21 protein-coding genes and 1 pseudogene are annotated in these 21,015 nt (G+C 59.0%); 8 read left to right on the top strand and 14 right to left on the bottom strand.

Translation table 11 applies throughout. The annotated features are described in order from the left end of the window. Positions 1-87: 87 nt before the first annotated feature. Positions 88-1,041, top strand: coding sequence for a transcriptional regulator FeaR (gene feaR, locus J3A98_RS08015; protein WP_176684734.1), 954 nt, complete (start codon positions 88-90; stop codon positions 1,039-1,041). Positions 1,042-1,107: 66 nt separating this feature from the next. Here feaR and J3A98_RS08020 read toward each other — a convergent pair whose 3' ends face one another. Together J3A98_RS08020 and J3A98_RS08025 are read right to left on the bottom strand one after the other, a co-directional pair. Beyond that, positions 1,108-1,473: a cupin domain-containing protein gene (locus J3A98_RS08020; protein ID WP_176684733.1), complete on the bottom strand. Its 366-nt coding sequence runs from the start codon at positions 1,471-1,473 to the stop codon at positions 1,108-1,110. Positions 1,474-1,502: 29 nt separating this feature from the next. Continuing rightward, positions 1,503-2,801 carry an FAD-binding oxidoreductase gene (locus tag J3A98_RS08025; RefSeq protein WP_176684732.1) on the bottom strand — a complete coding sequence of 433 codons (1,299 nt, stop codon included), beginning with the start codon at positions 2,799-2,801 and terminating at the stop codon, positions 1,503-1,505. Between the two features lie 319 nt (positions 2,802-3,120). Here J3A98_RS08025 and tyrS point away from each other — a divergent pair, with 319 nt between their 5' ends. Beyond that, a complete protein-coding gene (tyrS, locus tag J3A98_RS08030) occupies positions 3,121-4,350 on the top strand; it encodes a tyrosine--tRNA ligase (protein WP_209965197.1) in 1,230 nt (409 codons plus the stop codon). Between the two features lie 73 nt (positions 4,351-4,423). Further along, positions 4,424-4,846 (top strand): homoprotocatechuate degradation operon regulator HpaR, encoded by a 423-nt coding sequence (gene hpaR / locus J3A98_RS08035; RefSeq protein WP_176684730.1) that lies wholly within the window; start codon positions 4,424-4,426, stop codon positions 4,844-4,846. 21 nt (positions 4,847-4,867) lie between these two features. Here hpaR (J3A98_RS08035) and J3A98_RS08040 read toward each other — a convergent pair whose 3' ends face one another. Then, on the bottom strand, positions 4,868-5,461 hold the full coding sequence (locus tag J3A98_RS08040; RefSeq protein WP_176684729.1) for a TetR/AcrR family transcriptional regulator: 594 nt from the start codon (positions 5,459-5,461) through the stop codon (positions 4,868-4,870). 252 nt (positions 5,462-5,713) lie between these two features. On the opposite strand from J3A98_RS08040, the gene J3A98_RS08045 reads away from it, so the two are divergent. Next, on the top strand, positions 5,714-6,883 hold the full coding sequence (locus J3A98_RS08045) for a p-hydroxyphenylacetate 3-hydroxylase oxygenase component (RefSeq protein WP_176684728.1): 1,170 nt from the start codon (positions 5,714-5,716) through the stop codon (positions 6,881-6,883). A gap of 78 nt (positions 6,884-6,961) precedes the next feature. Continuing rightward, a complete protein-coding gene (locus J3A98_RS08050) occupies positions 6,962-7,903 on the top strand; it encodes a p-hydroxyphenylacetate 3-hydroxylase reductase component (RefSeq protein WP_176684727.1) in 942 nt (313 codons plus the stop codon). Between the two features lie 64 nt (positions 7,904-7,967). Here J3A98_RS08050 and hpaI read toward each other — a convergent pair whose 3' ends face one another. From hpaI to J3A98_RS08090, 8 genes are all read right to left on the bottom strand, one after another. Then, complete coding sequence (gene hpaI / locus J3A98_RS08055; protein ID WP_209965200.1) at positions 7,968-8,771, bottom strand: 4-hydroxy-2-oxoheptanedioate aldolase; 804 nt, start codon at positions 8,769-8,771, stop codon at positions 7,968-7,970. Between the two features lie 9 nt (positions 8,772-8,780). Beyond that, positions 8,781-9,584 (bottom strand): 2-oxo-hept-4-ene-1,7-dioate hydratase, encoded by an 804-nt coding sequence (gene hpaH, locus J3A98_RS08060; RefSeq protein WP_176684725.1) that lies wholly within the window; start codon positions 9,582-9,584, stop codon positions 8,781-8,783. Positions 9,585-9,601: 17 nt separating this feature from the next. After that, a complete protein-coding gene (locus J3A98_RS08065; protein ID WP_176684724.1) occupies positions 9,602-10,909 on the bottom strand; it encodes an MFS transporter in 1,308 nt (435 codons plus the stop codon). A gap of 43 nt (positions 10,910-10,952) precedes the next feature. Next, complete coding sequence (locus tag J3A98_RS08070) at positions 10,953-11,363, bottom strand: 5-carboxymethyl-2-hydroxymuconate isomerase (RefSeq protein ID WP_176684723.1); 411 nt, start codon at positions 11,361-11,363, stop codon at positions 10,953-10,955. 57 nt (positions 11,364-11,420) lie between these two features. After that, positions 11,421-12,344, bottom strand: coding sequence for a 3,4-dihydroxyphenylacetate 2,3-dioxygenase (gene hpaD, locus J3A98_RS08075; RefSeq protein ID WP_176684722.1), 924 nt, complete (start codon positions 12,342-12,344; stop codon positions 11,421-11,423). A gap of 91 nt (positions 12,345-12,435) precedes the next feature. Then, positions 12,436-13,896, bottom strand: a complete 1,461-nt coding sequence (gene hpaE, locus J3A98_RS08080) for a 5-carboxymethyl-2-hydroxymuconate semialdehyde dehydrogenase (protein WP_176684752.1) — start codon at positions 13,894-13,896, stop codon at positions 12,436-12,438. Between the two features lie 5 nt (positions 13,897-13,901). After that, positions 13,902-14,669 carry a fumarylacetoacetate hydrolase family protein gene (locus tag J3A98_RS08085; protein ID WP_209965201.1) on the bottom strand — a complete coding sequence of 256 codons (768 nt, stop codon included), beginning with the start codon at positions 14,667-14,669 and terminating at the stop codon, positions 13,902-13,904. Then, a complete protein-coding gene (locus J3A98_RS08090; protein WP_176684720.1) occupies positions 14,666-15,337 on the bottom strand; it encodes a fumarylacetoacetate hydrolase family protein in 672 nt (223 codons plus the stop codon). Before J3A98_RS08090 ends, J3A98_RS08085 begins: the two co-directional genes overlap by 4 nt. 168 nt (positions 15,338-15,505) lie before the next feature. On the opposite strand from J3A98_RS08090, the gene hpaA reads away from it, so the two are divergent. Both hpaA and hpaR (J3A98_RS08100) read left to right on the top strand, forming a co-directional pair. Next, positions 15,506-16,411 (top strand): 4-hydroxyphenylacetate catabolism regulatory protein HpaA, encoded by a 906-nt coding sequence (gene hpaA, locus J3A98_RS08095; protein ID WP_209969769.1) that lies wholly within the window; start codon positions 15,506-15,508, stop codon positions 16,409-16,411. A gap of 183 nt (positions 16,412-16,594) precedes the next feature. Then, a complete protein-coding gene (gene hpaR, locus J3A98_RS08100; RefSeq protein ID WP_176684719.1) occupies positions 16,595-17,017 on the top strand; it encodes a homoprotocatechuate degradation operon regulator HpaR in 423 nt (140 codons plus the stop codon). Between the two features lie 30 nt (positions 17,018-17,047). Here the strand turns inward: hpaR (J3A98_RS08100) and J3A98_RS08105 are convergent, their stop codons facing one another. Further along, positions 17,048-17,932, bottom strand: coding sequence for an MsnO8 family LLM class oxidoreductase (locus tag J3A98_RS08105; RefSeq protein ID WP_209969772.1), 885 nt, complete (start codon positions 17,930-17,932; stop codon positions 17,048-17,050). Between the two features lie 100 nt (positions 17,933-18,032). Between J3A98_RS08105 and J3A98_RS08110 the strand changes: the two genes are divergently transcribed. Next, positions 18,033-19,235 (top strand): Bcr/CflA family multidrug efflux MFS transporter, encoded by a 1,203-nt coding sequence (locus J3A98_RS08110; protein WP_209965203.1) that lies wholly within the window; start codon positions 18,033-18,035, stop codon positions 19,233-19,235. A 9-nt stretch (positions 19,236-19,244) separates the two neighbouring features. Here J3A98_RS08110 and J3A98_RS08115 read toward each other — a convergent pair whose 3' ends face one another. Further along, positions 19,245-20,000, bottom strand: a complete 756-nt coding sequence (locus J3A98_RS08115; RefSeq protein ID WP_209965205.1) for a methyl-accepting chemotaxis protein — start codon at positions 19,998-20,000, stop codon at positions 19,245-19,247. Positions 20,001-20,567: 567 nt separating this feature from the next. Next, positions 20,568-20,978: pseudogene (locus J3A98_RS26840) on the bottom strand (helix-turn-helix domain-containing protein); the annotation flags it as partial. Positions 20,979-21,015: the final 37 nt, after the last annotated feature.

Genomic DNA, 21,015 nt, shown 5'->3' on the forward strand with positions numbered 1-21,015 from the left:
AGTGTACTCGACTAACTGTGACAGTTGTGCGGACATTGTTAACATGTTATCAATGGCCGCATAACAACAATTCGCGTCGAGGCCACTATGCAGACTCAACAACCCGACCATCAGGGACTTGATCGCTGGACCGCTGCCATGCAGGGCATTTGCGGCCGTTTTGAAACGGAATTGGCTGGTAATCATTCACTCTTCATTGGAGATGTCTCAGCTCATACGCGTGCTGGCTTGCCAGTCGCATCTTTGCGCACGAATGCCGGCGTCATTCGGAGGCTGGGTGATAATGCGGCCCTGGATGATGACCAGCACTGTTTTCTTGTCCTGCAGCGGTCGGGCCGCTCTACGGTCGAGCAGGGCGGTTTGACCATTCACCTGTCGCCCGGTGATCTCATGCTCATGGATTCGGTGGGGCGCTGCGAAATCAAACCAGTTGGCCTGATTGAGCATGTTTCGTTGGCGCTATCACGCGAGCAGGTGCGTAAACAGGTTCTCGGCAGAGGGAATCTGGTAGGAAAGATCTCATCCAGCAACGCGTGTGGGCGCATGCTTCATGTGTTGATGGATCAGATGTGCAAGGATGAGAATACCGGCGAAGACTGTACCCAGGGCGCTGCGTTAGAAGCAGCATTCACCGCTCTTTTAGAGCCGGGCCTTGAGTTTGGAGAAGGAAACCTTTGCAGCGTAGACGCGCTTAACGGCGGCAATATGCGTAGTTATGTGCAGAAGGTGATTGATAAATCGTTGTCACAGCCCGGATTGACGCCTGCTGCTTTGGCTAGCGGGCTTAACATTTCAGTGCGTCACCTCTATCGTTTGTTCGAAGAGGAAGGTGACAGCGTGTGCCGGTACATTCAACGTGCCCGGCTCAAGCGCAGTGCCGAAGATCTCGCCAATCCGTTCTTCATGAGTGAGTCGATTACGTCAATCGCCTACAAGTGGGGCTTCACTGACTCTGCTCATTTCAGCCGTTCGTTCAAAAAGCAGTATGACCAATCTCCAAAGGACTACCGTGCCACAGCTATGGGGACCTCCTTGCGCTAACTCACCGCAAAAACTAAACGGCGCCAGCGCTTGTAGCGCTGGTGCCGTTTTTATTACCTGTTTCCGTTACGCCACGGCAAAGTAGTGCTTGACGAACGACTCGGTCAAAATCTCCCACAGCACTGGCGTGCCCTTGGTCACGAACCAGGCATCACCGGCTTTGTAGCGAGTGACCTTACCTGTGGACTCGTCAGTCAGTTGGATTTCACCTGTGACGATTACCGCCTGCTCGTTAAACGGGTAGACCATGCGGAATTTGCCGCGCGTGGTGCCAAAGTAAGCGCTGCTGACGGGGTCGGTGGGCGCTCCGTGGGTCATTTTGCCAAAGGCTTTGACTTCGCCTTCCAGGATTTCCGAGCCCAGATCGGCAACGGTGCCCCAGGCATCGAGTTCGGACAGTTGTATGCCTTGCTTGGCAGCAGTGAGGGTCATGGCAGTTCTCCAGTGGGTGAAAGATACGGTCAGCGGCGGCCGTTGAAATAGCCCGAAAGCTGGTGCACGGTCTTGCCGGCGGTTAGCAGCAGTGGGCGAAAGTGGTCCTTGCCGAGGATCCGTGCATGCTTGACCGAACTGATCAGGTCGTAGCGCGATGAGCCTTCGTGCATGCCCTCGGCGAGAATCTTGCAAATGATGTGGCTGGGGGTGACCCCGAAGCCGGAATAACCCTGCACGTAAAATGCGTTGGGGCGATTGCTGAGGGTGCCGATCTGCGGGAACAGGTTGGCGCTTGTGGCCATTGGACCACCCCAGGCGAGGTCGATCCGCACATCCTTGAGGTAGGGGAAGATCTTCAGCATCAAAGCGCGGTTCCAGGCCTTGAGATCCAGCGGGATGTGCTCGATGAACGGCGTGGCGGCACCGAACAGCAGGCGGTTTTCGCGGGTGACGCGGTAGTAATCGATCACCGGGCGGATATCGCTGTAGGCGCCGCGGATCGGGCTGATACGCTGTATCAGTTCTTCCGACAGTGGCTCAGTCATCATCTGGAAGGCGTAGGTGTTGATGGTGCGCGCGTGCAGCTCCGGTTCCATTTTGTTGAGGAAGCTATCGCAGGCCCACAGCAGCTTGCTGGCTCGCACCGAGCCGCGGCCGGTGCGCACCTTGATGCGCTCGCCATAGGTCACTTCCAGCGCCGGGCTATGCTCAAAGATTCGCGCACCATGGCCTATCAAAGCTTGGGCTTCGCCCAACAGCAGATTGAGCGAATGAACATGGCCGCCGCCCATGTGCAGCAGGGCGCTAGTGTAGGCGTCGCTGCCGATGATCTGCTTGACCTCAGCGCCACCCAAAAAGCGGATCTCGTCATGGGTGTTGATCGACTTGAAGTCTTTCTCCCATGCCCGCAAGGTTTTTTCCTGGCGTTTGTTGAAGCCCATGTAGCCATAGCCATGGCAGAAGTCGGCATCAATGTTGTAGCGCGCTATGCGCTCCTTGATGATGCCGGCGCCCAGTTCGCTGATCTCGAAAATCTGCTTCAGCCCTTGGTCACCGACGCTGCTTCTGATCTTTTCCAGGTCATGGCCAATGCCGGCCATGATCTGCCCCCCGTTGCGCCCGGTACCGCCAAAACCCAGGTAGCGGGCTTCGAGCACCACAACATTGGTGACACCTTTTTCCGCCAGTTCCAGTGCTGTGTTGATACCCGAGAAGCCGCCACCGATGACCACGACATCGGCGTCGATGTCGCTTTCTAGGGTGGGGAAGCTAAGGTTGTATTTTTTGGTCGCGGTGTAGTAGGTCGGGGTCTCGATGTTGATCATGACGCAGCCTGCTGAATTGGAATTGTGATAGGGCCTTTGCCGAGGCGGTGCACGTGGTGCCATTGAGCACCTAACGATAGGTAGGCGTCTTGCCTTAGCCTGCCATGGACTTTTATCTGCCTGCCACCTGGCAGTGTAAGGGGAGGCTTGACGTCTGCCGCAGACTCCTTGATGATGGATGTCATGAACATGTTAATAAATCTACCACGTTACCGTCGTTACGCCACCTCAACCTGAGGCGGTCGTGGCTGCGTGCACGTCATCCGCCCGAGGCGGCTGGACGTGTGTCTCGCTCCTCGGGCTTCACCCAGGAGTTGTCATGAGCGACCAACATTACGATCTGATAGGCCACCTGCAAGCCAGAGGCTTCATTCACCAAAGCACGGACCTCGAAGGATTGCGCACACATTTGCAGGAAGGACCGCGCACGTTCTACTTGGGCTTTGATGCCACAGCCGACAGCCTGCATGTCGGCCACCTGCAGGGTTTGATGCTAATGCGCTGGCTGCAGAAGGCCGGGCACCGTCCGATCCTGCTGATCGGTGGCGCGACAACGCGTATCGGTGACCCAAGCTTCCGGGACGAGAGCCGACCGATACTCGATGAGGCGCAGATTCAGGCCAATATCGCCGGCATCACGCGGACTTTCGGGCGCTACCTGCATTTGGGTGAGGGCGCGGGCTTCGTGGTCGACAACGCGCAGTGGCTCGATGGTATCGGCTATCTGCAATTCCTCGACCAGGTCGGGCGGTACTTCTCGATTAATCGTCTGTTGACGTTTGACTCGGTGCGGCAACGCTTGGATCGGGAACACTCGCTGTCATTTCTAGAGTTCGGTTATACCCTGCTGCAGGCCCATGACTTTACCGAGCTGGCTCGCCTGCACGACTGCACCCTGCAACTGGGCGGTGCCGACCAGTGGGCCAACATCATCAACGGCGTCGAGCTGGCCCGGCGCCGTGATCAACGTCAGTTGTTCGGTCTGACCATGCCATTGTTGACCAATAGCGATGGCAAAAAGATGGGCAAGTCGCTCAACGGCGCAATATGGCTTGACGAGCGTCGCTTGCCGAGTTTCGACTTCTGGCAGTTCTGGCGTAATTGCGACGATCGGGACGTACCGCGCTTTCTGGCCCTGTTTACTGAACTTTCGCTGGAGCGGATCGCCGAACTCACGCGCGAGGGTGGTGCGGCCTTGAACCAAGCCAAGGCCCTGCTGGCCGATGGGGTGACTGCATTGGCGCACGGCGCTGAGGCAGCGAATGCTGCGCGAGAGGCTGCCAGCGGCGTGTACGGGGAGGGTATTGGCAATGGATTGACCACCATTACCGTGGCTCGCAGCGCGCTGCAAATCCCGAGCCTGGCTGAGGTACTTGTGCAGGCCGGCCTGCAACCGTCGCGTGGTGCGGCAAGGCGTCTGGCGCAGGGCGGTGGCTTGCGCCTGGATGGTGAGGTGGTGCAATCAGTGGACGCCGATCTACCACCTGGCCAGCAACAATGGCGTGTCAGCTTGGGCAAGAAGCGCCATTACCACCTGCTTATCGAGTAATTGATTAATGTATTAATGAGCGCGTGCTGGCATACTCGCCGGCACGCTTTTTATCGACGAGCTCGAAGCACGCATGACCACGCCACGACCCTCACTTACGCTGACGCTACTGCAGGCTCGCGAAGCCACCATGGCGTTCTTCCGCCCTGCGCTGAACGCCCACGAGCTAACCGAACAGCAATGGCGAGTCATTCGTATCCTGCGTCAGCAGGGTGAGTTGGAAAGCCATCAGTTGGCAGAGCTTGCCTGTATTCTCAAACCGAGCATGAGCGGCGTGCTCAAGCGCCTTGAGCGCGACGGTATTGTCGCACGGCGCAAGTCTTCTGAAGACCAGCGGAGGGTGTTCATCAACCTCACGGTCAAGGGACAACAGGTGTTTTTGGCCATGAGCGAGGAAATGGGCCGCAACTATGACAAGATCCTGAGTCAGTTCGGCGAGGAAAAGCTTCAGCAACTGACCCGACTGCTCGAAGAGATGAAGAGGATCAAGCCTTAAGCCGCGTGACTGGCCCTCGCCTCAGTGGTTCAGCGACAATGAGTCGTCAAGGATTTTCAATAGCGATGCCGCACGTCGTGCATAGACGGCGGGGTCGGCGTACATCAGTTCCACATGCAGGCTGTCGATGATGCCCAGATAGGCATCGGCATAGACCTCCAGGCGAGTGCTTGCCAAGTCAGCCCAGCTGTAGCGCGCATGGAGCGCTTGGCAAAAACCTTCGCGTACGCCGTCCAGATATCGCTCGAACCCTGAGGTGACAGCCACCTTGATATCGACCGGAGGCAGAAACGCTGTGCGCAGGATGAAACGCAGGTTCTGCGACTCTCGGTAGCGCTCGGCGAGGTGAAGCACAAGCCAGTGCCCAGGTGCCACAGCGCCCGCCGCCTCCTCTCGAAAAGCGCTCTCGACGAAACGGGTTTCAACTTCCAGTGCCCGCTGAAATGCTTCTAGGAACAAAGCATCCTTGTTAGCGAAGTGCGCGTAGAGCGAGGCTTTACGCATGCCTGCCAGTTGAGCGATCTCATTCAACGAGGAGGCGTCGTAACCGAATGCCGCGAAGTGGCCGACAGCGGCGTCGCAAATACGTGCCGCAGAGGGGGAAAGCGCTTTCAACGAGGTCACTCCATCAATGGCGCGGGTAGGCCACGCGCGCTTCGAGGGGATTGTGGTGGCGACTGGAGCAGGGGTCAATCGCTTCGAAGCGAAGCAGGGGGCGATACCATGGAAAGTGCAATTTTCCCCTCGTAACGTGCATTTCTCGACAACTGCCACCGCCACATACTGAACGCGTCATTGAGACTATTCGGCTGCCCGCTGCCGCACAGAGGGTTGCACGCTGGTTATCCAATAATAAAGAGACCGTTCATGAAAAAGCCAAATCCTTTGCTGGAAGACCTCAAAGCCATCCTGCCGGCCATTGCTGCCAATGCCTTTAAGGCTGAGCATGACCGCAGTGTTCCAGCAGAGAACATCGCCTTGCTGAAGAGTATCGGCATGCATCGCGCTTTTCTGCCTAAGCAGTACGGTGGCTTGGAAATTTCCTTGCCGCAGTTCGCCCAGTGCATCGCTTTGCTGGCCGGCGCGTGCGCCAGCACCGCTTGGGCTATGAGCCTGCTGTGCACCCATAGCCACCAGATGGCGATGTTCCCGGCAAAGTTGCAGCAGGATGTATGGGGCAGCAACCCGGACGCCACGGCCAGCAGCAGCATCGCGCCTTTCGGCCGCACCGAAGAGGTGGAAGGTGGTGTGACTTTCAGTGGCGAAATGGGCTGGAGCTCCGGCTGCGATCACGCCGAGTGGGCGATATTGGGCTTCCGTCGCCCTAACGCCGAAGGTTCTCAGGATTACTGCTTCGCTGTATTGCCTCGCAGCGATTATGAAATCCGTGATGACTGGTATGCGGTGGGCATGCGTGGCAGTGGTAGCAAGACGCTTATCGTACGCGACGCTTTCGTGCCCGAGCACCGTATCCAGAAGGCCAAGGACATGATGGAAGGCAAGTCCGCCGGCTTCGGTATGTACCCAGACAGCAAGATTTTCTTCGCTCCATATCGCCCTTACTTCGCAAGCGGTTTCTCTACCGTCAGCCTGGGCATTGCTGAGCGCATGCTGGAAGTGTTCCGCGAAAAAACGCGCAACCGCGTGCGTGCCTACACCGGTGCGGCGGTCGGTGCAGCCACGCCAGCCCTGATGCGCCTGGCTGAGTCCACCCACCAAGTTGCTGCCGCACGGGCGTTGCTGGAAAAGAGCTGGGACGAGATCGCGGAGTACAGCGAACGTCATGAATACCCATCGCGCGCCACCTTGGCGTTTTGGCGCACCAACCAAGGCTACGCGGTGAAAATGTGCATCCAGGCGGTCGATCGCCTGATGGAAGCAGCCGGTGGCGGCGCTTGGTTCGAGACCAACGAACTGCAGCGACTGTTCCGTGATTCGCACATGACCGGTGCACATGCCTACACCGACTATGACGTCTGTGCGCAGATCCTTGGCCGCGAACTGATGGGGCTAGAGCCTGACCCGGCGATGGTTTGATCGCCAAGCGGCTGATCCCCCACAACAACCACAACAACAAACAGTGGCAGGCCCGTTCGGCCTGCCCGGGAGTCTTGCATGTCCAATTCAACCTCTGTGACCGATTTCGATACCCGTGCCTTCCGCCGTGCCTTGGGTAATTTTGCTACTGGCGTGACCGTGGTCACCGCAGCCGGGCCGAGTGGCCGCAAAGTTGGCGTCACAGCTAACAGCTTTAACTCGGTGTCACTGGACCCTGCACTAATTCTCTGGAGCATCGACAAACGTTCCACCAGCCACGAGGTTTTCGAGGAAGCTTCACATTTTGCTGTGAACATCCTCGCGGCTGATCAGATCGACCTGTCCAACAATTTCGCGCGTCCCAAGGAAGATCGTTTCGCCGGCATTGACTACGAGGAGGGGGCCGGTGGTGCGCCGCTGTTCGCCGACTGTTCGGCGCGCTTCCAGTGTGAAAAGTTTCAGCAACTGGACGGCGGCGATCACTGGATTCTGGTCGGTAAGGTTGTGGCCTTCGATGACTTCGGTCGCTCGCCGCTGTTGTATCACCAAGGTGCTTACTCGATGGTGCTTCCGCACACCCGCATGACCCAACGGGCCGAAGGGCAGGCGCCGAGCAGTCACTTCCAGGGTCGTCTGCAGCACAACCTGTACTACCTGATGACTCAGGCCTTGCGTGCCTACCAAGCCGACTATCAGCCACGCCAATTGTGCACCGGCCTGCGCACTAGCGAAGCGCGCATGTTGATGGTGCTGGAGAACGATGCTGGACTCAGCGTGAGCGACCTGCAGCGCGAAGTGGCGATGCCCGTGCGTGAGATCGAAGAGGCCGTAGCCAACCTCAAGCGCAAGGGGTTGATCGCTGACGACGACGGCCGTGTGCGGCTGTCTGAAAAAGGGGTGGATGAAACCGAAGCGTTGTGGGGCATTGCCCAGGAGCAGCAGGATAAGGTGTTCGGGCAATTCAGTGCAGAGCAGTTGGATACCTTCAAGACCGTCCTCAAAGCCATAATCCAGATGTGAGAATGGCCTTGAACGACAACGGCGCCTATCGGGCGCCGTTGTCGTTTTCAGTGGTAGCGAAGACTTAGTAGACACCGTCGCCGGTACTGTTCACCGCAGGTGTATCCTTGAACTTGCCCGCCAAGTCCCGCAGTCCGCGCATGAGCACGGTGGTATCGACGCCGACTGCGACAAAGGCTGCACCCAGTTCGATATAACGACGAGCCAACTTCTCGTCGGCGCTGAGAATGCCTGCCGCTTTACCGGCCTTACCGATGCGCACAATGGCATCTTCGATCGCTGCCTGCACTTCAGGGTGCCCTGGATTACCACGGTGGCCCAGGGCAGCACTGAGGTCAGCAGGGCCGATGAACACGCCATCGACCCCGTCCACTGCGACGATTTCGTCCAAGTTGGCTAGGCCTTCCTTGTTCTCTATTTGCACCAGCAGACACATCTGCGCGTCCGCGTGGTCCAAGTAGCCGGCGATGCTGTTCCAGCGCGACGCCCGCGCCAATGCACTGCCCACGCCTCGTACGCCGGTCGGCGGGTAGTGCACGGCTTTGACCAGTTGCCGCGCCTGCTCGGCGCTTTCGACCATCGGTACCAGAAGGGTTTGAGCACCTATATCCAGCACTTGCTTGATCAATGCGGTATCGCCGACCACTGGACGTATCACGGCCTGGCTAGGGTAGGGCGCCACTGCCTGTAACTGCGCGAGCATGCCGCGCAGGTCGTTGGGTGCATGTTCACCATCGATGAGCAGCCAGTCGAAGCCGGCATTGGCGGCCAGTTCGGCGCAATAGGCATCGGCCAGGCCGAGCCATAGGCCGATCTGAGCCTGGCCGCTGCGCAGGCGTTTTTTGAAATGGTTGATAGGCATGTCCATGGTCAGTCCTCAGATGAAGCGGCAGGCGATTGAGCCAAGCATGTCGTAGTCGACGTGGAAGGTGTCTCCAGGACGAGCGGCTACAGGGCGAGTGAACGAACCACCGAGAATGATCTGGCCAGGCTGCAGGGTGACGTCGTACGGCGCCAGTTTGTTGGCCAGCCAGGCGACACCTTTGGCTGGGTGGTTGAGCACCGCGGCACTCACACCGGACTCCTCGATCACGCCATTGCGGTACAGCACAGCCGGCACCTTGCGCAGGTCTATGTCTGTGGGGCGCACTGCCCGCCCCCCCATGACCACACCAGCATTGGCGGCGTTGTCGGAGATGGTGTCGAACACCTTGCGGGTGACTTGGGTCTGCGGGTCGACTTGTTGGATACGGGCGTCGATGATCTCCAGTGCCGGGATCACCCACTCAGTGGCTTCCATTACATCGAAAACGGTGACGTTGGGGCCCTTGAGTGGTTTGCCCAAGATGAACGCCAGCTCTACCTCTACCCGTGGCACGATGAAACGATCAAAGGGGATGTCGCTTCCTTCGTCGAACAACATGTCGTCGAGCAGGGCGCCATAGTCGGGTTCGGTGATGTTCGAAGATACCTGCATGGCGCGTGAGGTCAGGCCGATCTTGTGTCCTACCAGCTTGCGGCCAGCAGCGATCTTCTTGGCTACCCAGGCGCGTTGGATGGCGTAAGCGTCTTCGATGGTAATCGCTGGCTGCTCAATGGAGAACTGGCGGATCTGCTCGCGCGAGCGCTCTGCTTGGTCGAGGCGTTCGGCGGCCTGCTGGATGAAAGCGTTATCAAGCATGGTGACAATCTCTGTGTTCAAGGGTTGACGATGGCGGCCCGGGTGCGCAGCACCAGCAGGCCACCTAGGGTGATGAAGCAGGCGAGCGCGTAGAGCGCGAGACTTGCACTTTGCGTGGTGTCGCGCACCCATCCGATGAAATAGGGCGCCGCGAACGAGGCGATGCTGCCCAGTGAACTGATCAGGGCAATACCGGCAGCCTGGGTGCGAGCATTGAGGAACGCTGGTGGTAACTGCCAGAACATCGGCAAGGCCGCGCTGGCTCCCATGCCCGCCAACACCAACCCGCCCAATACTGGCCAAGGTTGCTGCGGGGCCAGGCCGGTGATGCCGATACCGGCTGCGGCCATCAGAAGCGGCACGCACAGATGCCAGCGGCGCTCGCGCTGGCGGTCGCTGGAGCGGCCGCACGCGAGCATGAACACGCAGCCAGCCAGGTAAGGTAGGGCGCTGAGCATACCGACGCTCGCGTCGCTGCCGATGCCAGCACCATGAATAAGGCTGGGCATCCAGAAGGCCAACGTGTTGACTGCCAGCATCACAGCGCAGTACACAGCCACCAGCAGCCAGATCGCCGGGCTGGAAAAGACGCCGCCCAAGGATGTCACGGTTTTGCGCTGCTCTTCGCTGCCGAACTGGGCGCGCAATGCAGCCTTCTGCCGGTCGTCGAGCCAGTGCACCAGCTCGAAGCGTTCAGGCAGTGCAGCCAGCACCAACAAGCCCAGTAGGATCACTGGCGCGCCTTCGAGTAGGAACATCCACTGCCAGCCACGCAGACCAGCTGCGTCGTGCATGAATGACAGGATCGCCCCTGACAACGGCCCGCCAACCACCCCGGCAAGCGGCACGGCGATGGCGAACAATGCGGTGACCTGGGCTCGGCGTCCGGCGGGGTACCAACGATTGAGGTAGACCAGGATGCCCGGAAAGAAACCAGCCTCTGCGGCACCCAGAGCAAAGCGCAGCAGGTAGAAAGCGCTGCTGCTCTCGATCAGCAGCATACTGGCCGACAGCGCCCCCCATACCACCATCAGCGTGGCGATCCAGCGGCGTGGGCCGATGCGCTCGAGCATCAGATTGCTAGGCACGCCGAATAATGCATAGGCAATGAAAAACAGCCCGGCGCCCAGCCCGTAGACCGTGTCGGACAGCTGCAGGTCTTGGCTCATCTGCATCTTGGCAAAGCCGATGTTGATGCGGTCGAGGTGGGCGAACAGGTAGCAGATCAGCAGCAACGGCATCAGCCGCCAGGTGACCGCGCGGTGGGTCGCGTCGGCCAGTTCGGCCTGAGTGTGGGCCGGAGAGGCATGTTCGAGTGTGCTCATTTTTTTGTACTTGTTGTGTGATGAAGCAACGGGCGGCCTGAAATCAGGCCGGGCGATTGAACAGCGGGTGCAAGGTGCTGTGTTTGGCGTCATAGACTTGCTGAGCGCTTTCGTCGATCTGCAGGGTGATGCCAATCGGCCGCTGCAGCAGCAGTGCATCCAGACGCTGCTTTAAAACCTGCAGCAGGCTATCGCCGACCGTTTTATGTACGGCGGGGCTTCGGCCACTGCCCATGCGCAGGTTGGCGTACATGAACCCGTAGTCGCCGTTACCGTCTGCCACTGCGCAATGGGCGGCAGGGTAGGCAAGTACGCGGGTTCCACCGGTTGGGAAGACCGACTTGCCGGTTTCGTCGTGCTGTTCGAGCATGCAGTCGGCGAGGGCGCGGCACAGGCCGGGGATATCGGCATCGGCTTCCAGGTCGGGGGTGTAGAGCAGAACCAGGTGTGGCATGAGGTGCTTCCTTGTGGCGAGGGCACCAGGCCGCCAAGCGGTGGCCTGGCAAATGAGTCAGAGTCGGCTGGTGGAAACCACACCCGCCGGATTTGCTGCTTGCGCAGGCGGTATCGCCGAGCCGTCCTGAGGCGTGATCGGGAAGATAGCGTTGATCTGCCCGGTACCCGATGAACCGAAGTACGGGGTCACCACCTCAGCCCTACCGTCGTACTTCGACCAGCCGAGTACACCCAGCAGCATCGCCGTATCGTGCATGAACCCTTCACCGTGGCCTTTGGCCGCGTACTCAGGAAGCATCCCGCAGAACGCTTCCCATTCTGCGTTCTCCCACATTTTCACCACACGGTGATCCAGAGTTTCGAGGAACGGGCTCCAGACTTTGGTGGCAAAGTCTGGCGCCTGGCCGTTCTGGGCGAAGCGGTGGGAAAGCGAGCCACTGGCAAAGAACGCCACGGTGCCGTCGTAGTGGTCTTCCACTGCCTTGCGCATGGCCCAGCCGAGACGGGCGCTGTCGGCCAGGTAGTGCGATGTGCACAGCGCCGAGACCGAAATCACTTTGAAGTGCTGGTCCTGGTTCATGTAGCGCATCGGGACAAGGGTGCCATATTCAGGCCCCAAAGTAGTGGCGTGGTGGGCCATGGTCTCGATGCCGAAGCGATTGCAGGCTTCGCTCAAGATCAGGCCCAGGTCCTTGTTGCCAGGGAACTCATAGGCCATGTTGCTGATGAAGTGAGGCAGTTCGTTGGAGGTGTATACCCCCTGGAAGTGCTCGCCACACAGAATGTGGTAGTTGGCATTGACTAGCCAGTGGGTGTCGAACACGACGATGGTGTCCACACCCAGCTCACGGCAGCGGCGGCTGATCTCGTAATGCCCGTCGATCGCGGCCTGGCGAAATCCCTGGCGAGGGCCAGGGATTTCCGACAGGTACATGCTGGGCACGTGAGTGATCTTTGCCGCTAGGGCCACTTTACCCATGATCAGACTCCTTATTGTTGGAAATCCCGCGGCGCTGAGCGGATCAGGTTGTCGTCAGAACATTGGCCCGCCCGGCGCGTTGGGTTAAAAGTCACACGCCCCAGCGCGGGATGTGGTGGCTACCCATGGAAATGCAGACGTTTTTGATTTCGGCGAACACTTCGAAGCTGTACTGTCCACCTTCGCGGCCGGTGCCCGAGCCCTTCACACCACCGAACGGCTGACGGAGATCGCGCACGTTCTGGCTGTTGATGAACACCATGCCGGCTTCAATGCTGCGGGCCAGGCGATGAGCCTTGCCAATGTCCTGGGTCCAGATGTAGGAGGCCAGGCCGTACTCGGTGTCGTTGGCCAGTTGCAACGCTTCGGCTTCGTCTTTAAATGGGATAAGGCAGACTACTGGGCCAAAGATTTCTTCTTGGGCAATGCGCATTTTGTTGTTCACATCAGCGAACACAGTAGGCTGAATGAACTGCCCCTTGGAAAGGTGTGCCGGCAGGTTTGCCGGGCGCTCTAGGCCGCCCGCGACCAGGCGCGCGCCTTCCTCCATGCCGATCTTGATGTAGCCAGTCACCTTGTCGTAGTGCGCCTGAGTGATCATCGAGCCGACTTGGGTCTTCGGATCGGTTGGGTCACCAACAATCAGGCGCTTGGCGCGGGCTGCGAACTCAGCGACGAACTGCGGGTACACGCTTTCCTGGATAAAGATGCGGCTGCCGGCAGTGCAGCGCTCACCATTGAGCGAGAAAATGGTGAACAGAGCGGCGTCCAGGGCGCGGTCCAGATCGGCGTCTTCGAAGATCACCACTGGCGACTTGCCGCCCAGTTCCATCGAGTATTTTTTCAGGCCCGCGGTCTGCATGATCTTGCGCCCGGTAGCGGTGCCACCGGTGAAGGAGATCGCGCGAACGTCCGGGTGACGCACCAGGGCGTCGCCAGCCGTGGCGCCGTAGCCCTGGATCACGTTGAGCACGCCATTCGGGATGCCGGCCTCGACCGCGAGGCGGCCCAGTTCGTTGGCAGTCAGCGGCGACAGTTCGCTCATCTTCAGTACCGCAGTGTTGCCCAGAGCCAGGCACGGCGCGGTCTTCCAGGTGGCGGTCATGAACGGCACGTTCCACGGCGACACCAGACCGCACACGCCGACCGGCTGGTACAGGGTGTAGTTGAGCATCTGGTCGTCCACCGGGTAGGTGTGGCCGTCCATGCGAGTGCAGACTTCGGCGAAGAAGTCGAAGTTATGCGAGGCACGCGGGATCAGTACGTTCTTGGTCTGGTGGATCGGCAGGCCGGTGTCGAGGGTCTCCAATTCCGCCAGCTTCGGAACGTTCTGGTCGATCAACTCACCGAGCTTGCGCATCAGGCGGGCACGTTCCTTGGCGGGGGTGTTGGCCCACTTGGGGAACGCTTCCTTTGCCGCGGCCACAGCTTGAGCCACTTCCTCGGCGCCGCCGCTGGCGACTTCGCAGATGGCTTCGCCCGTGGCAGGGTTGTAGTTGACGAAGGTGTCTTTGCTTTCGACCTCACGGCCGTTGATCCAATGTTTGATCATGCTGCTCATGCCTTGTTGTTCTTGAAGAAGTCAGCTTCGCTGACGATGCGGTTGACCAGGCGTCCGACGCCTTCCACTTCCACCACCACTTCGTCGCCCGGTACCACGTCGGCCAAGCCCTCTGGCGTGCCAGTGGCGATCATGTCGCCTGGTTGCAGGGTCATGAAGCTGGAGAAGTATTCGATCAGGTATGGAATGTCGAAGATCATGTCCGCCGTGGTGCCTTCCTGCTTCAGCTCACCGTTGATCCAGGTGCGTAGTTTCAGGTTGCTCACATCTGGCACTTCGGCTGCGTCGACGACCCACGGGCCAACGGGCGTGGTGGCGTCGCGGTTCTTCACCCGCAGGTTGGGGCGATAGTAATTTTCCAGGTAGTCGCGGATGGCGTAGTCGTTGCACACGGTGTACCCGGCCACGTACTCCAAGGCGTTCTCGCGCTTGACGTTCTTCGCCGGCTTGCCTATGACAGCAACCAGCTCACACTCGTAGTGCATGTACTCGACGTTGTCCGGGCGCCAGGTGACCTGGTTGTGTCCGGTGTAGGTGCCGGGGGACTTGATAAACGCCAGCGGCTCGGTGGGCGGAGCGAAGGCGAGCTCCTTGGCGTGGTCGGCATAGTTCAAGCCGAGGGCGAACATGCTTCCGTTTGCCGGTGGCAGCCACTCGAACTGGCTTTCATCGAGCATTCGACCGTCGGCCAGGCGAACGGTGGTGTCGGCTTCGACGGTAACAGCATGGACGCTGCCTTCATAACGGATACGCGCGTGTTTCATGCTGGCTCCCCCGGCTCTGCAACGATGGTGTTGGCCAGACGGCCAAGGCCGGTGATCTCGACTTCGACGAGGTCACCGGGATGGACGTCGACACGGCCCTCCGGGGTGCCGGTAATCAGTACATCCCCAGCGTGCAGGGTCATGAACTCGCTCAATTCTGCAATCAACTGCGGAATGCTGCGCACCAGGTTGGCGGTAGTGTTTTCCTGCATCACGACGCCGTTCACATAGAGCTTGAGGGTCAGCTGGTGCGGGTCGGTGACTGCGGAAACCGGGATCAGGTCGGGACCAATGGCGCAGAAGCCATCGCGGCACTTGGCCTTGACCGCCGGACGGTAGTAGCTGTCTTCCGGCAGGCTGTACTCGTTGACGATGGTGAAGCCGGCCACATGGGTCATCGCATCGGCGGCACTCACCCGGGTGGCGTCTTTGCCGATCACCACGCCCAGGGCTGGACCTGGTTGCAAGCGTTCACCGGCTGGGTGGATCACATTGCGACCGTGGGCATTGCGGGTGTTCGGCGTCTTGATGAAGAGCACCGGCTTGACTGGCGCCTGCTTGTACGGCGGCTTTTCGAACTCGGCCAGACGCTGCTCTAGCAGACCGTTGTAGTTCAGCGCAACGCCGAACACGGTGCCGTTCGCAACGTCATGCAACGCATGGCTCATGCTTTTCTCCTGGCAGTGGTGGAGCAGGCTGCTGCTCCGAATATCGTTAATGTGTTAATGTTATAGTTAATATGTTAACAATGGTCAAGGCTTCCCTTGTAGCTCCCGCTTGGCGGGTGCACCATGAGCCTTGGCAACTCGGGTCAAGTCATTGGCGGACAACCAGCAATGAGCAATCGGCATCCCATTCCGAACATCAACATCGGTCAGGTTTACGACCAGCGCTACAGCGAGAGCGAGGTGCATCACGACCGGCTTGGCAACCTCGCCGGATTTTTTGGGCGCAACATGCCGGTGCACCGCCACGATCGCTTCTTTCAAGTGCACTACGTAAAGTCTGGCACTGTGCGGGTGTATCTGGACGACCAGCAGTTCATCGAATCGGGGCCGATGTTCTTCCTTACGCCTCCGACCGTGACTCACTCTTTCGTCACCGATCCGGACAGCGACGGGCATGTACTCACGGTACGCCAGCAGTTGGTTTGGCAATTGATCGAGGCAGATGCCAGCCTGTTGCCGGCGGGAATGCAGGTGCGGCCTGCTTGCGTGGCGCTGACCAAGGTGCCGGCGGCGGATCATGCCGAGGCGCGGCGCCTGGAAATATGGCTGGAGGCTCTCAGCGATGAGTTCGCCGGCTCTAGTCCGGGACGCGATGCGGCGTTGCAATCGCTCACGCGGCTGATCATGATCAGCTTGTTGCGGCTTTGTCCCAACTCGCGCGAGGCAACTCCGGCCCGTCATGAAGACTTGAAGATATTTCACCGCTTCAACGCTTTGATCGAGGCGCACTACCTTGAGCACTGGCCACTGGCGAGCTATGCAGCACAGATCGGGGTCACTGAAGCGCGGCTCAACGACATTTGCAGGCGTGTCGCCGATCTGCCATCCAAACGCCTGGTGCTGGAGCGGCTGATGCAGGAGGCCAGGCGCTTGCTGCTTTTCTCCGGCAGTTCGGTGAATGAAATTTGCTACCAGCTCGGCTTCAAGGACCCGGCCTATTTCAGCCGTTTCTTCAATCGGTATGCGGGCCTTACACCAGGCGAGTATCGGCAGCGGCAGGCGGAGTTGCAGTGAGGTAGCCACGTGACGATACCTGCAAGAATTGTCGTTGTTTGATAGCGATGCTCGCAGCTTGCAGGGTGGCCTTAAATGGGTTTTCCGTGGAACAGATTGCACTTTTCATAGAGTGCAGCAGTTGTCGCACTCGTCAGATTCTCCTAATCTTATCGATTGAATCAAAAGGCACAGGCTTTACTCATGACCGAGATTCGCCCTTCATTAACGCTGAGCTTGCTGCAGGCCCGTGAAGCCGCAATGGCATTTTTCCGGCCGTTGCTCAATGAGCACGATCTGACAGAACAGCAATGGCGGGTTATTCGCATCTTGCACCAGCAGGGTGAGCTGGAAAGTCACCAGCTAGCACACTTGGCCTGTATCCTAAAGCCGAGCATGACCGGGGTTCTCAGCCGCCTGGAGCGGGACGGACTGGTGTGCAGACGTAAGGGCACCGAGGATCTACGTCGAGTATTCGTGACGCTGACTCACTCGGGCCGCGCGAGTTTCGAAGCCATGCGTGAAGGAATGGAAGCCAACTACCGCAGAATTCAGGCGCAATTCGGTGAAGATAAGCTCAAACAACTACTGCAACTGCTTAACGAGCTAAAACGCATTGAGCCTTGAGCTCACGCTCTGGGCTCATCAGTCAAAAGCTCAGGGCTGGTCTCCCGCCAGCAATTGATAACTGCGTAGTCGGTCTTCGAAGCGGTGGGTAACGGTGACGATGCCAATTTCATCGCATTGGAAATCTCGCGCGAATTCGCTAATCCTGCGCCGGCAGGTCTGCGCTGAGCCCACTACCATACCAGCCAAGGTTTCATCGTACTTGGCACGTTCAACTGGGCTCATCTGCCTGTAGCGTCGCTGCACCTCGGCTGGGCTGAGGAGAACCTCGCGTGGAGCCTTGCCAGCGCCAAGCTTTCGGTACACCGCAGTGCCGGCGATGTAGCGCGCTTCTTCATCCGTATTCGCGCAGATAGCCGCGACTGCTAGAAGACGGGGAGGAGGGCTGGCAAGTCCAGCACGTTGCCATGCCCGTCTGTGATCGTCAAAAATTCGCGGAGTGCAGGCATTTGGGGTGATGAACTGCGCCAACGCCAAGCCCATCCCCAGTTGACCGGCCAGTTGGGAACTTCCCCCGCCAGAGCCCAGCATCCAAAGTGAAGGCATCGACTTGACCGGCAAATCGAAGGTAAGGACGTCATAGCCGTGCCCAATGGGGAAGCCGCCTCGCAGAAATGCACACAGCATGGCAGCCTGAGCAGGGAACTGATCGACATCCGGCACGCGCCCTGGCATGGCCAGCGCGTGGCTGCTCATGGTGCCGCCGCCAGGTGCGCGTCCGATGCCAAGATCCACCCGACCAGGAAAAAGTCCGCCAAGCAATGCAAAGGTCTCCGCCACTTTATAGGGGCTGTAATGGCTCAGCATTACACCGCCGCTCCCAACGCGCATGCTGCGAGTAGCGCTGGCGATACGGGTGAGGAGGATCTCCGGCGCCGTGCCACTGAACTGGATACTGTTGTGGTGCTCTGCCAGCCAGTGCTCATCATGAGGTCATTAAATTGTTAACTATTCTGCCGTTTTGAAGGCAGAATGTTAAGAAGTTATCGAATTCATCTCACCTGACGGAGCACAGATGTTGAGTAACCCTGGTCGCCTGATCGTCCTGCTCGCAGCCCTTGTGGCGTTCGCCCCCCTATCAATCGACACGTACCTGCCGAGTCTGCCGACCATTGCGGCTGATCTGGGAGCAAGCGCCAGTAGCGTCCAGCTCACCATTGGCGCGTTTCTCGCCGGCTTGTGCATCGGAATGCTGTTTCATGGACCCTGTTCGGATCGCTTCGGACGGCGGCCGGTCCTAATTTGGGGGATGGCACTGTATCTGGGGGCAACAGTTGGTTGTATGTTCGCCGAAAATATCGAAGCACTGGTCGGATGGCGCTTTTTGCAGGCACTGGGTGGAGCTGCTGCGTCGGTGCTGGCCCGAACGATAGTGCGTGATGTTTTTTCGATCGGTCAGGCAGCACGTACGTTATCGCTCATGCACCTAGTAACAATGTTAGCGACACTCGTCGCACCCTTGGTAGGTGGGGTATTGATGCAGTTGCACAGCTGGCGAAGCATCTTTGCCGCGTTATTCGCTTTTGCCGCCGTATGCCTGCTTGCCAGCTTTCGCTATATAACCGAGACTCATCCTGCCGAGCGACGAGCTGGAACGCTCGGTATCGCCCTGGCAGGTTATTGGCAGATCGCGCGGAGTTCCCAGGCGCTCGCATACATCCTGTGCATGGGCTTGTCGTTTGGCGGTATGTTCGCCTTCATCACTGCGTCGCCGTATGTGTATGTTGAGTACTTTGAAGTCTCCCCTCAAGGCTACGGCTGGCTCTTCGGGCTTAACATTTTCGGAGTGATCATAGTGACGCTCATTAACGCGCGTCTGGTGACTCGTTTCGGCCCGCAGGCAATGCTTGGCGTTGGTGCAACGATCGTCAGCGTCGCTTCTATCGGGCTGGGGGTGATGTCAAGTACCGAGGCGCCTGGTTTGGCCGGAATCGTGCTGCTGGTCGTGCTGTTTGTCAGTGTCACTGGCTTGACGGGCGCCAACTGTGTGGCAAGTTTGCTGAAGCTATTCCCAGCCAACGCTGGTGCCGCAGCTGGGCTTGCGGTAGCTAGCCAATTTGCACTCGGTGCGGCATTTAGCGCATTGGTAGGGAGTTTGGCCGACGGCTCGCCCCGCCCCATGTGCTTGGTAATTGCAGCGGCAGGGGCGGGTTCGGTTTTCTGCTATCTGTGGCTCAGAGCGCGCTCAATGACAGGTGAGCAAAGCCGAACGGCATAATTACCAGGCTCAAACCTTAAACCGGCCGAGTAGTGTCTGCTGACCAACGGCAAGATGATTTAATTGCTGGCTGACGGCAGATGATTGCTCGGCTTGGTCTGACAATGCGCTTACCACCTGGTTGACTGCTTCGACATTTCGGCTGATTTCCTCAGCAACGCTGCTCTGTTGCTCAGCGGCGCAGGCGATCTGTGTATTCATGTCGGTAATGGTACAGACTGCCTGGTGAATCTGGTCAAGCGCATCGAGTGCCTGGAGCGTTTGTTCGACATTGCTGTGCGCCTGGTCATTGCTCTGCTGCATGGCTTGGGTCAGGTCATGCGTACCTTCGCGGAGGTTGTCGATAAACCCGGCAATCTCACCCACTGAGGCCTGTGTGCGCAGGGCCAATGCCCGAACCTCGTCCGCAACTACAGCGAAGCCTCGTCCGGCATCGCCAGCCCGGGCTGCCTCGATCGCTGCATTCAGCGCGAGCAGATTGGTTTGCCGGGCGATTGACAGAATCACTTCAAGCACTGACCCGATTCGCTCGCTGCTGGCCGCCAAGCATTGCAAACGCTGCATGGCTTCGGTCATCCCTGTGGCCAGCGCATTGATATCCTGCGCCGATTGCTCGATCACCTCTGCGCCATTACCAGTGGCACACTCGGCATAACGCGCAGCGTCTGCCGCTTGTGCCGCACTTTCAGCCGCAGCCTGAGCGGTCGCCGACATTTCCTGAAGTGCAGAAGCCATCTGCTCGATCTCTGCGGCCTGTTGTTGCATGCGACGGCTGGTTTCTGCTGCGATGCTCTGCGTTTCGTTGGAGGAGGGCGAAGCATAGTTAGCCGCCACTCGGTGAGGTTGTCCCGCGCTGCACTCGCAGCTGTCTGGCGTAAGTTGGACGCGCCAGTTTCCGTAAAGGCAACTGCGTCAGCAGACAAGTGGTTCCTGGCCAAGCTGTTAAAACAGCAAATGCATTGCACACATGGCCATCCTCGACGTCGGGAAACTTCATGGCGCCATTGGACGATTGTTGAAACTACTTGGTAAGAGGAAATTCCATGCAGTTGAGAGACAAGGTTGCCGTGGTGTTGGGGGCTTCGGCGGAGGCAGGGACCGGTTGGGCCATCGCCCAGCGGTTCGCTGGCGAGGGCGCAAAGGTGATAGTTCCTGCGCGGCGAGAGGCGCCACTCATCCAGCTCGCTCAGCGAATAGGCGGTGTGGCGCAGATCTGCGATCTAGTGTGGTGTTTCGCAAGTAACGCTCATATTTTTCGGCCTGGCAGCCTCGGCTGCACGGCCGACGCTCGCTAAGATGTCATCGGCCTTTCGATGCCAGTGAAAGAGGCGTTTCCAGGTTAGGCTTGAGCCAGAAGGCATGCCATATTCGCATGACGCGGGCGCGAGAAATCCCGGTTGCCTGACTCATCGAGCGAGAGCCCCAGTGACTGGCATCTTCGGGTTTGGATTGCAGTGCCTGATTGACCACGGCCTGTACTTGTTCATCGGTAATGCTGCGAGGCCGGCCTGAACGATGTTCATCATTTAAACCATCTAGCCGCAGCCGACTGAATCGCACTCGCCAGCGCGAGACCATGTGTACGCCGATGCCGAGCCTGCGGGCGATCGAGGTACCTGACTCTCTACCTGCGCACGCCAAGATGATTTCAGCGCGAATGCGGGATTCAGCAGGGCCTTTACGCTGTCGGGAGCGACGAATCAGTTCGATGTACTCATCGTCGCTCAGCTCAATCGGGGGCAGGTCGGCCGGTTTTCATATGTTGCTCCAGGGCACTTTT

The organism is Pseudomonas sp. BP6 (assembly GCF_017875935.1).
Lineage (GTDB): Bacteria > Pseudomonadota > Gammaproteobacteria > Pseudomonadales > Pseudomonadaceae > Aquipseudomonas > Aquipseudomonas putida_Y.

What these genes read in the sequence shown, in the direction of transcription:
- feaR (WP_176684734.1), top strand. Translation starts at nt 88, where the DNA reads ATGCAGACTCAACAACCCGACCATCAGGGACTTGATCGCTGGACCGCT.
- J3A98_RS08020 (WP_176684733.1), bottom strand. Translation starts at nt 1,473, where the DNA reads ATGACCCTCACTGCTGCCAAGCAAGGCATACAACTGTCCGAACTCGAT.
- J3A98_RS08025 (WP_176684732.1), bottom strand. Translation starts at nt 2,801, where the DNA reads ATGATCAACATCGAGACCCCGACCTACTACACCGCGACCAAAAAATAC.
- tyrS (WP_209965197.1), top strand. Translation starts at nt 3,121, where the DNA reads ATGAGCGACCAACATTACGATCTGATAGGCCACCTGCAAGCCAGAGGC.
- hpaR (WP_176684730.1), top strand. Translation starts at nt 4,424, where the DNA reads ATGACCACGCCACGACCCTCACTTACGCTGACGCTACTGCAGGCTCGC.
- J3A98_RS08045 (WP_176684728.1), top strand. Translation starts at nt 5,714, where the DNA reads ATGAAAAAGCCAAATCCTTTGCTGGAAGACCTCAAAGCCATCCTGCCG.
- J3A98_RS08050 (WP_176684727.1), top strand. Translation starts at nt 6,962, where the DNA reads ATGTCCAATTCAACCTCTGTGACCGATTTCGATACCCGTGCCTTCCGC.
- hpaI (WP_209965200.1), bottom strand. Translation starts at nt 8,771, where the DNA reads ATGGACATGCCTATCAACCATTTCAAAAAACGCCTGCGCAGCGGCCAG.
- hpaH (WP_176684725.1), bottom strand. Translation starts at nt 9,584, where the DNA reads ATGCTTGATAACGCTTTCATCCAGCAGGCCGCCGAACGCCTCGACCAA.
- J3A98_RS08065 (WP_176684724.1), bottom strand. Translation starts at nt 10,909, where the DNA reads ATGAGCACACTCGAACATGCCTCTCCGGCCCACACTCAGGCCGAACTG.
- J3A98_RS08070 (WP_176684723.1), bottom strand. Translation starts at nt 11,363, where the DNA reads ATGCCACACCTGGTTCTGCTCTACACCCCCGACCTGGAAGCCGATGCC.
- hpaD (WP_176684722.1), bottom strand. Translation starts at nt 12,344, where the DNA reads ATGGGTAAAGTGGCCCTAGCGGCAAAGATCACTCACGTGCCCAGCATG.
- hpaE (WP_176684752.1), bottom strand. Translation starts at nt 13,896, where the DNA reads ATGATCAAACATTGGATCAACGGCCGTGAGGTCGAAAGCAAAGACACC.
- J3A98_RS08085 (WP_209965201.1), bottom strand. Translation starts at nt 14,669, where the DNA reads ATGAAACACGCGCGTATCCGTTATGAAGGCAGCGTCCATGCTGTTACC.
- J3A98_RS08090 (WP_176684720.1), bottom strand. Translation starts at nt 15,337, where the DNA reads ATGAGCCATGCGTTGCATGACGTTGCGAACGGCACCGTGTTCGGCGTT.
- hpaA (WP_209969769.1), top strand. Translation starts at nt 15,506, where the DNA reads ATGAGCAATCGGCATCCCATTCCGAACATCAACATCGGTCAGGTTTAC.
- hpaR (WP_176684719.1), top strand. Translation starts at nt 16,595, where the DNA reads ATGACCGAGATTCGCCCTTCATTAACGCTGAGCTTGCTGCAGGCCCGT.
- J3A98_RS08110 (WP_209965203.1), top strand. Translation starts at nt 18,033, where the DNA reads ATGTTGAGTAACCCTGGTCGCCTGATCGTCCTGCTCGCAGCCCTTGTG.
- J3A98_RS08115 (WP_209965205.1), bottom strand. Translation starts at nt 20,000, where the DNA reads ATGCAACAACAGGCCGCAGAGATCGAGCAGATGGCTTCTGCACTTCAG.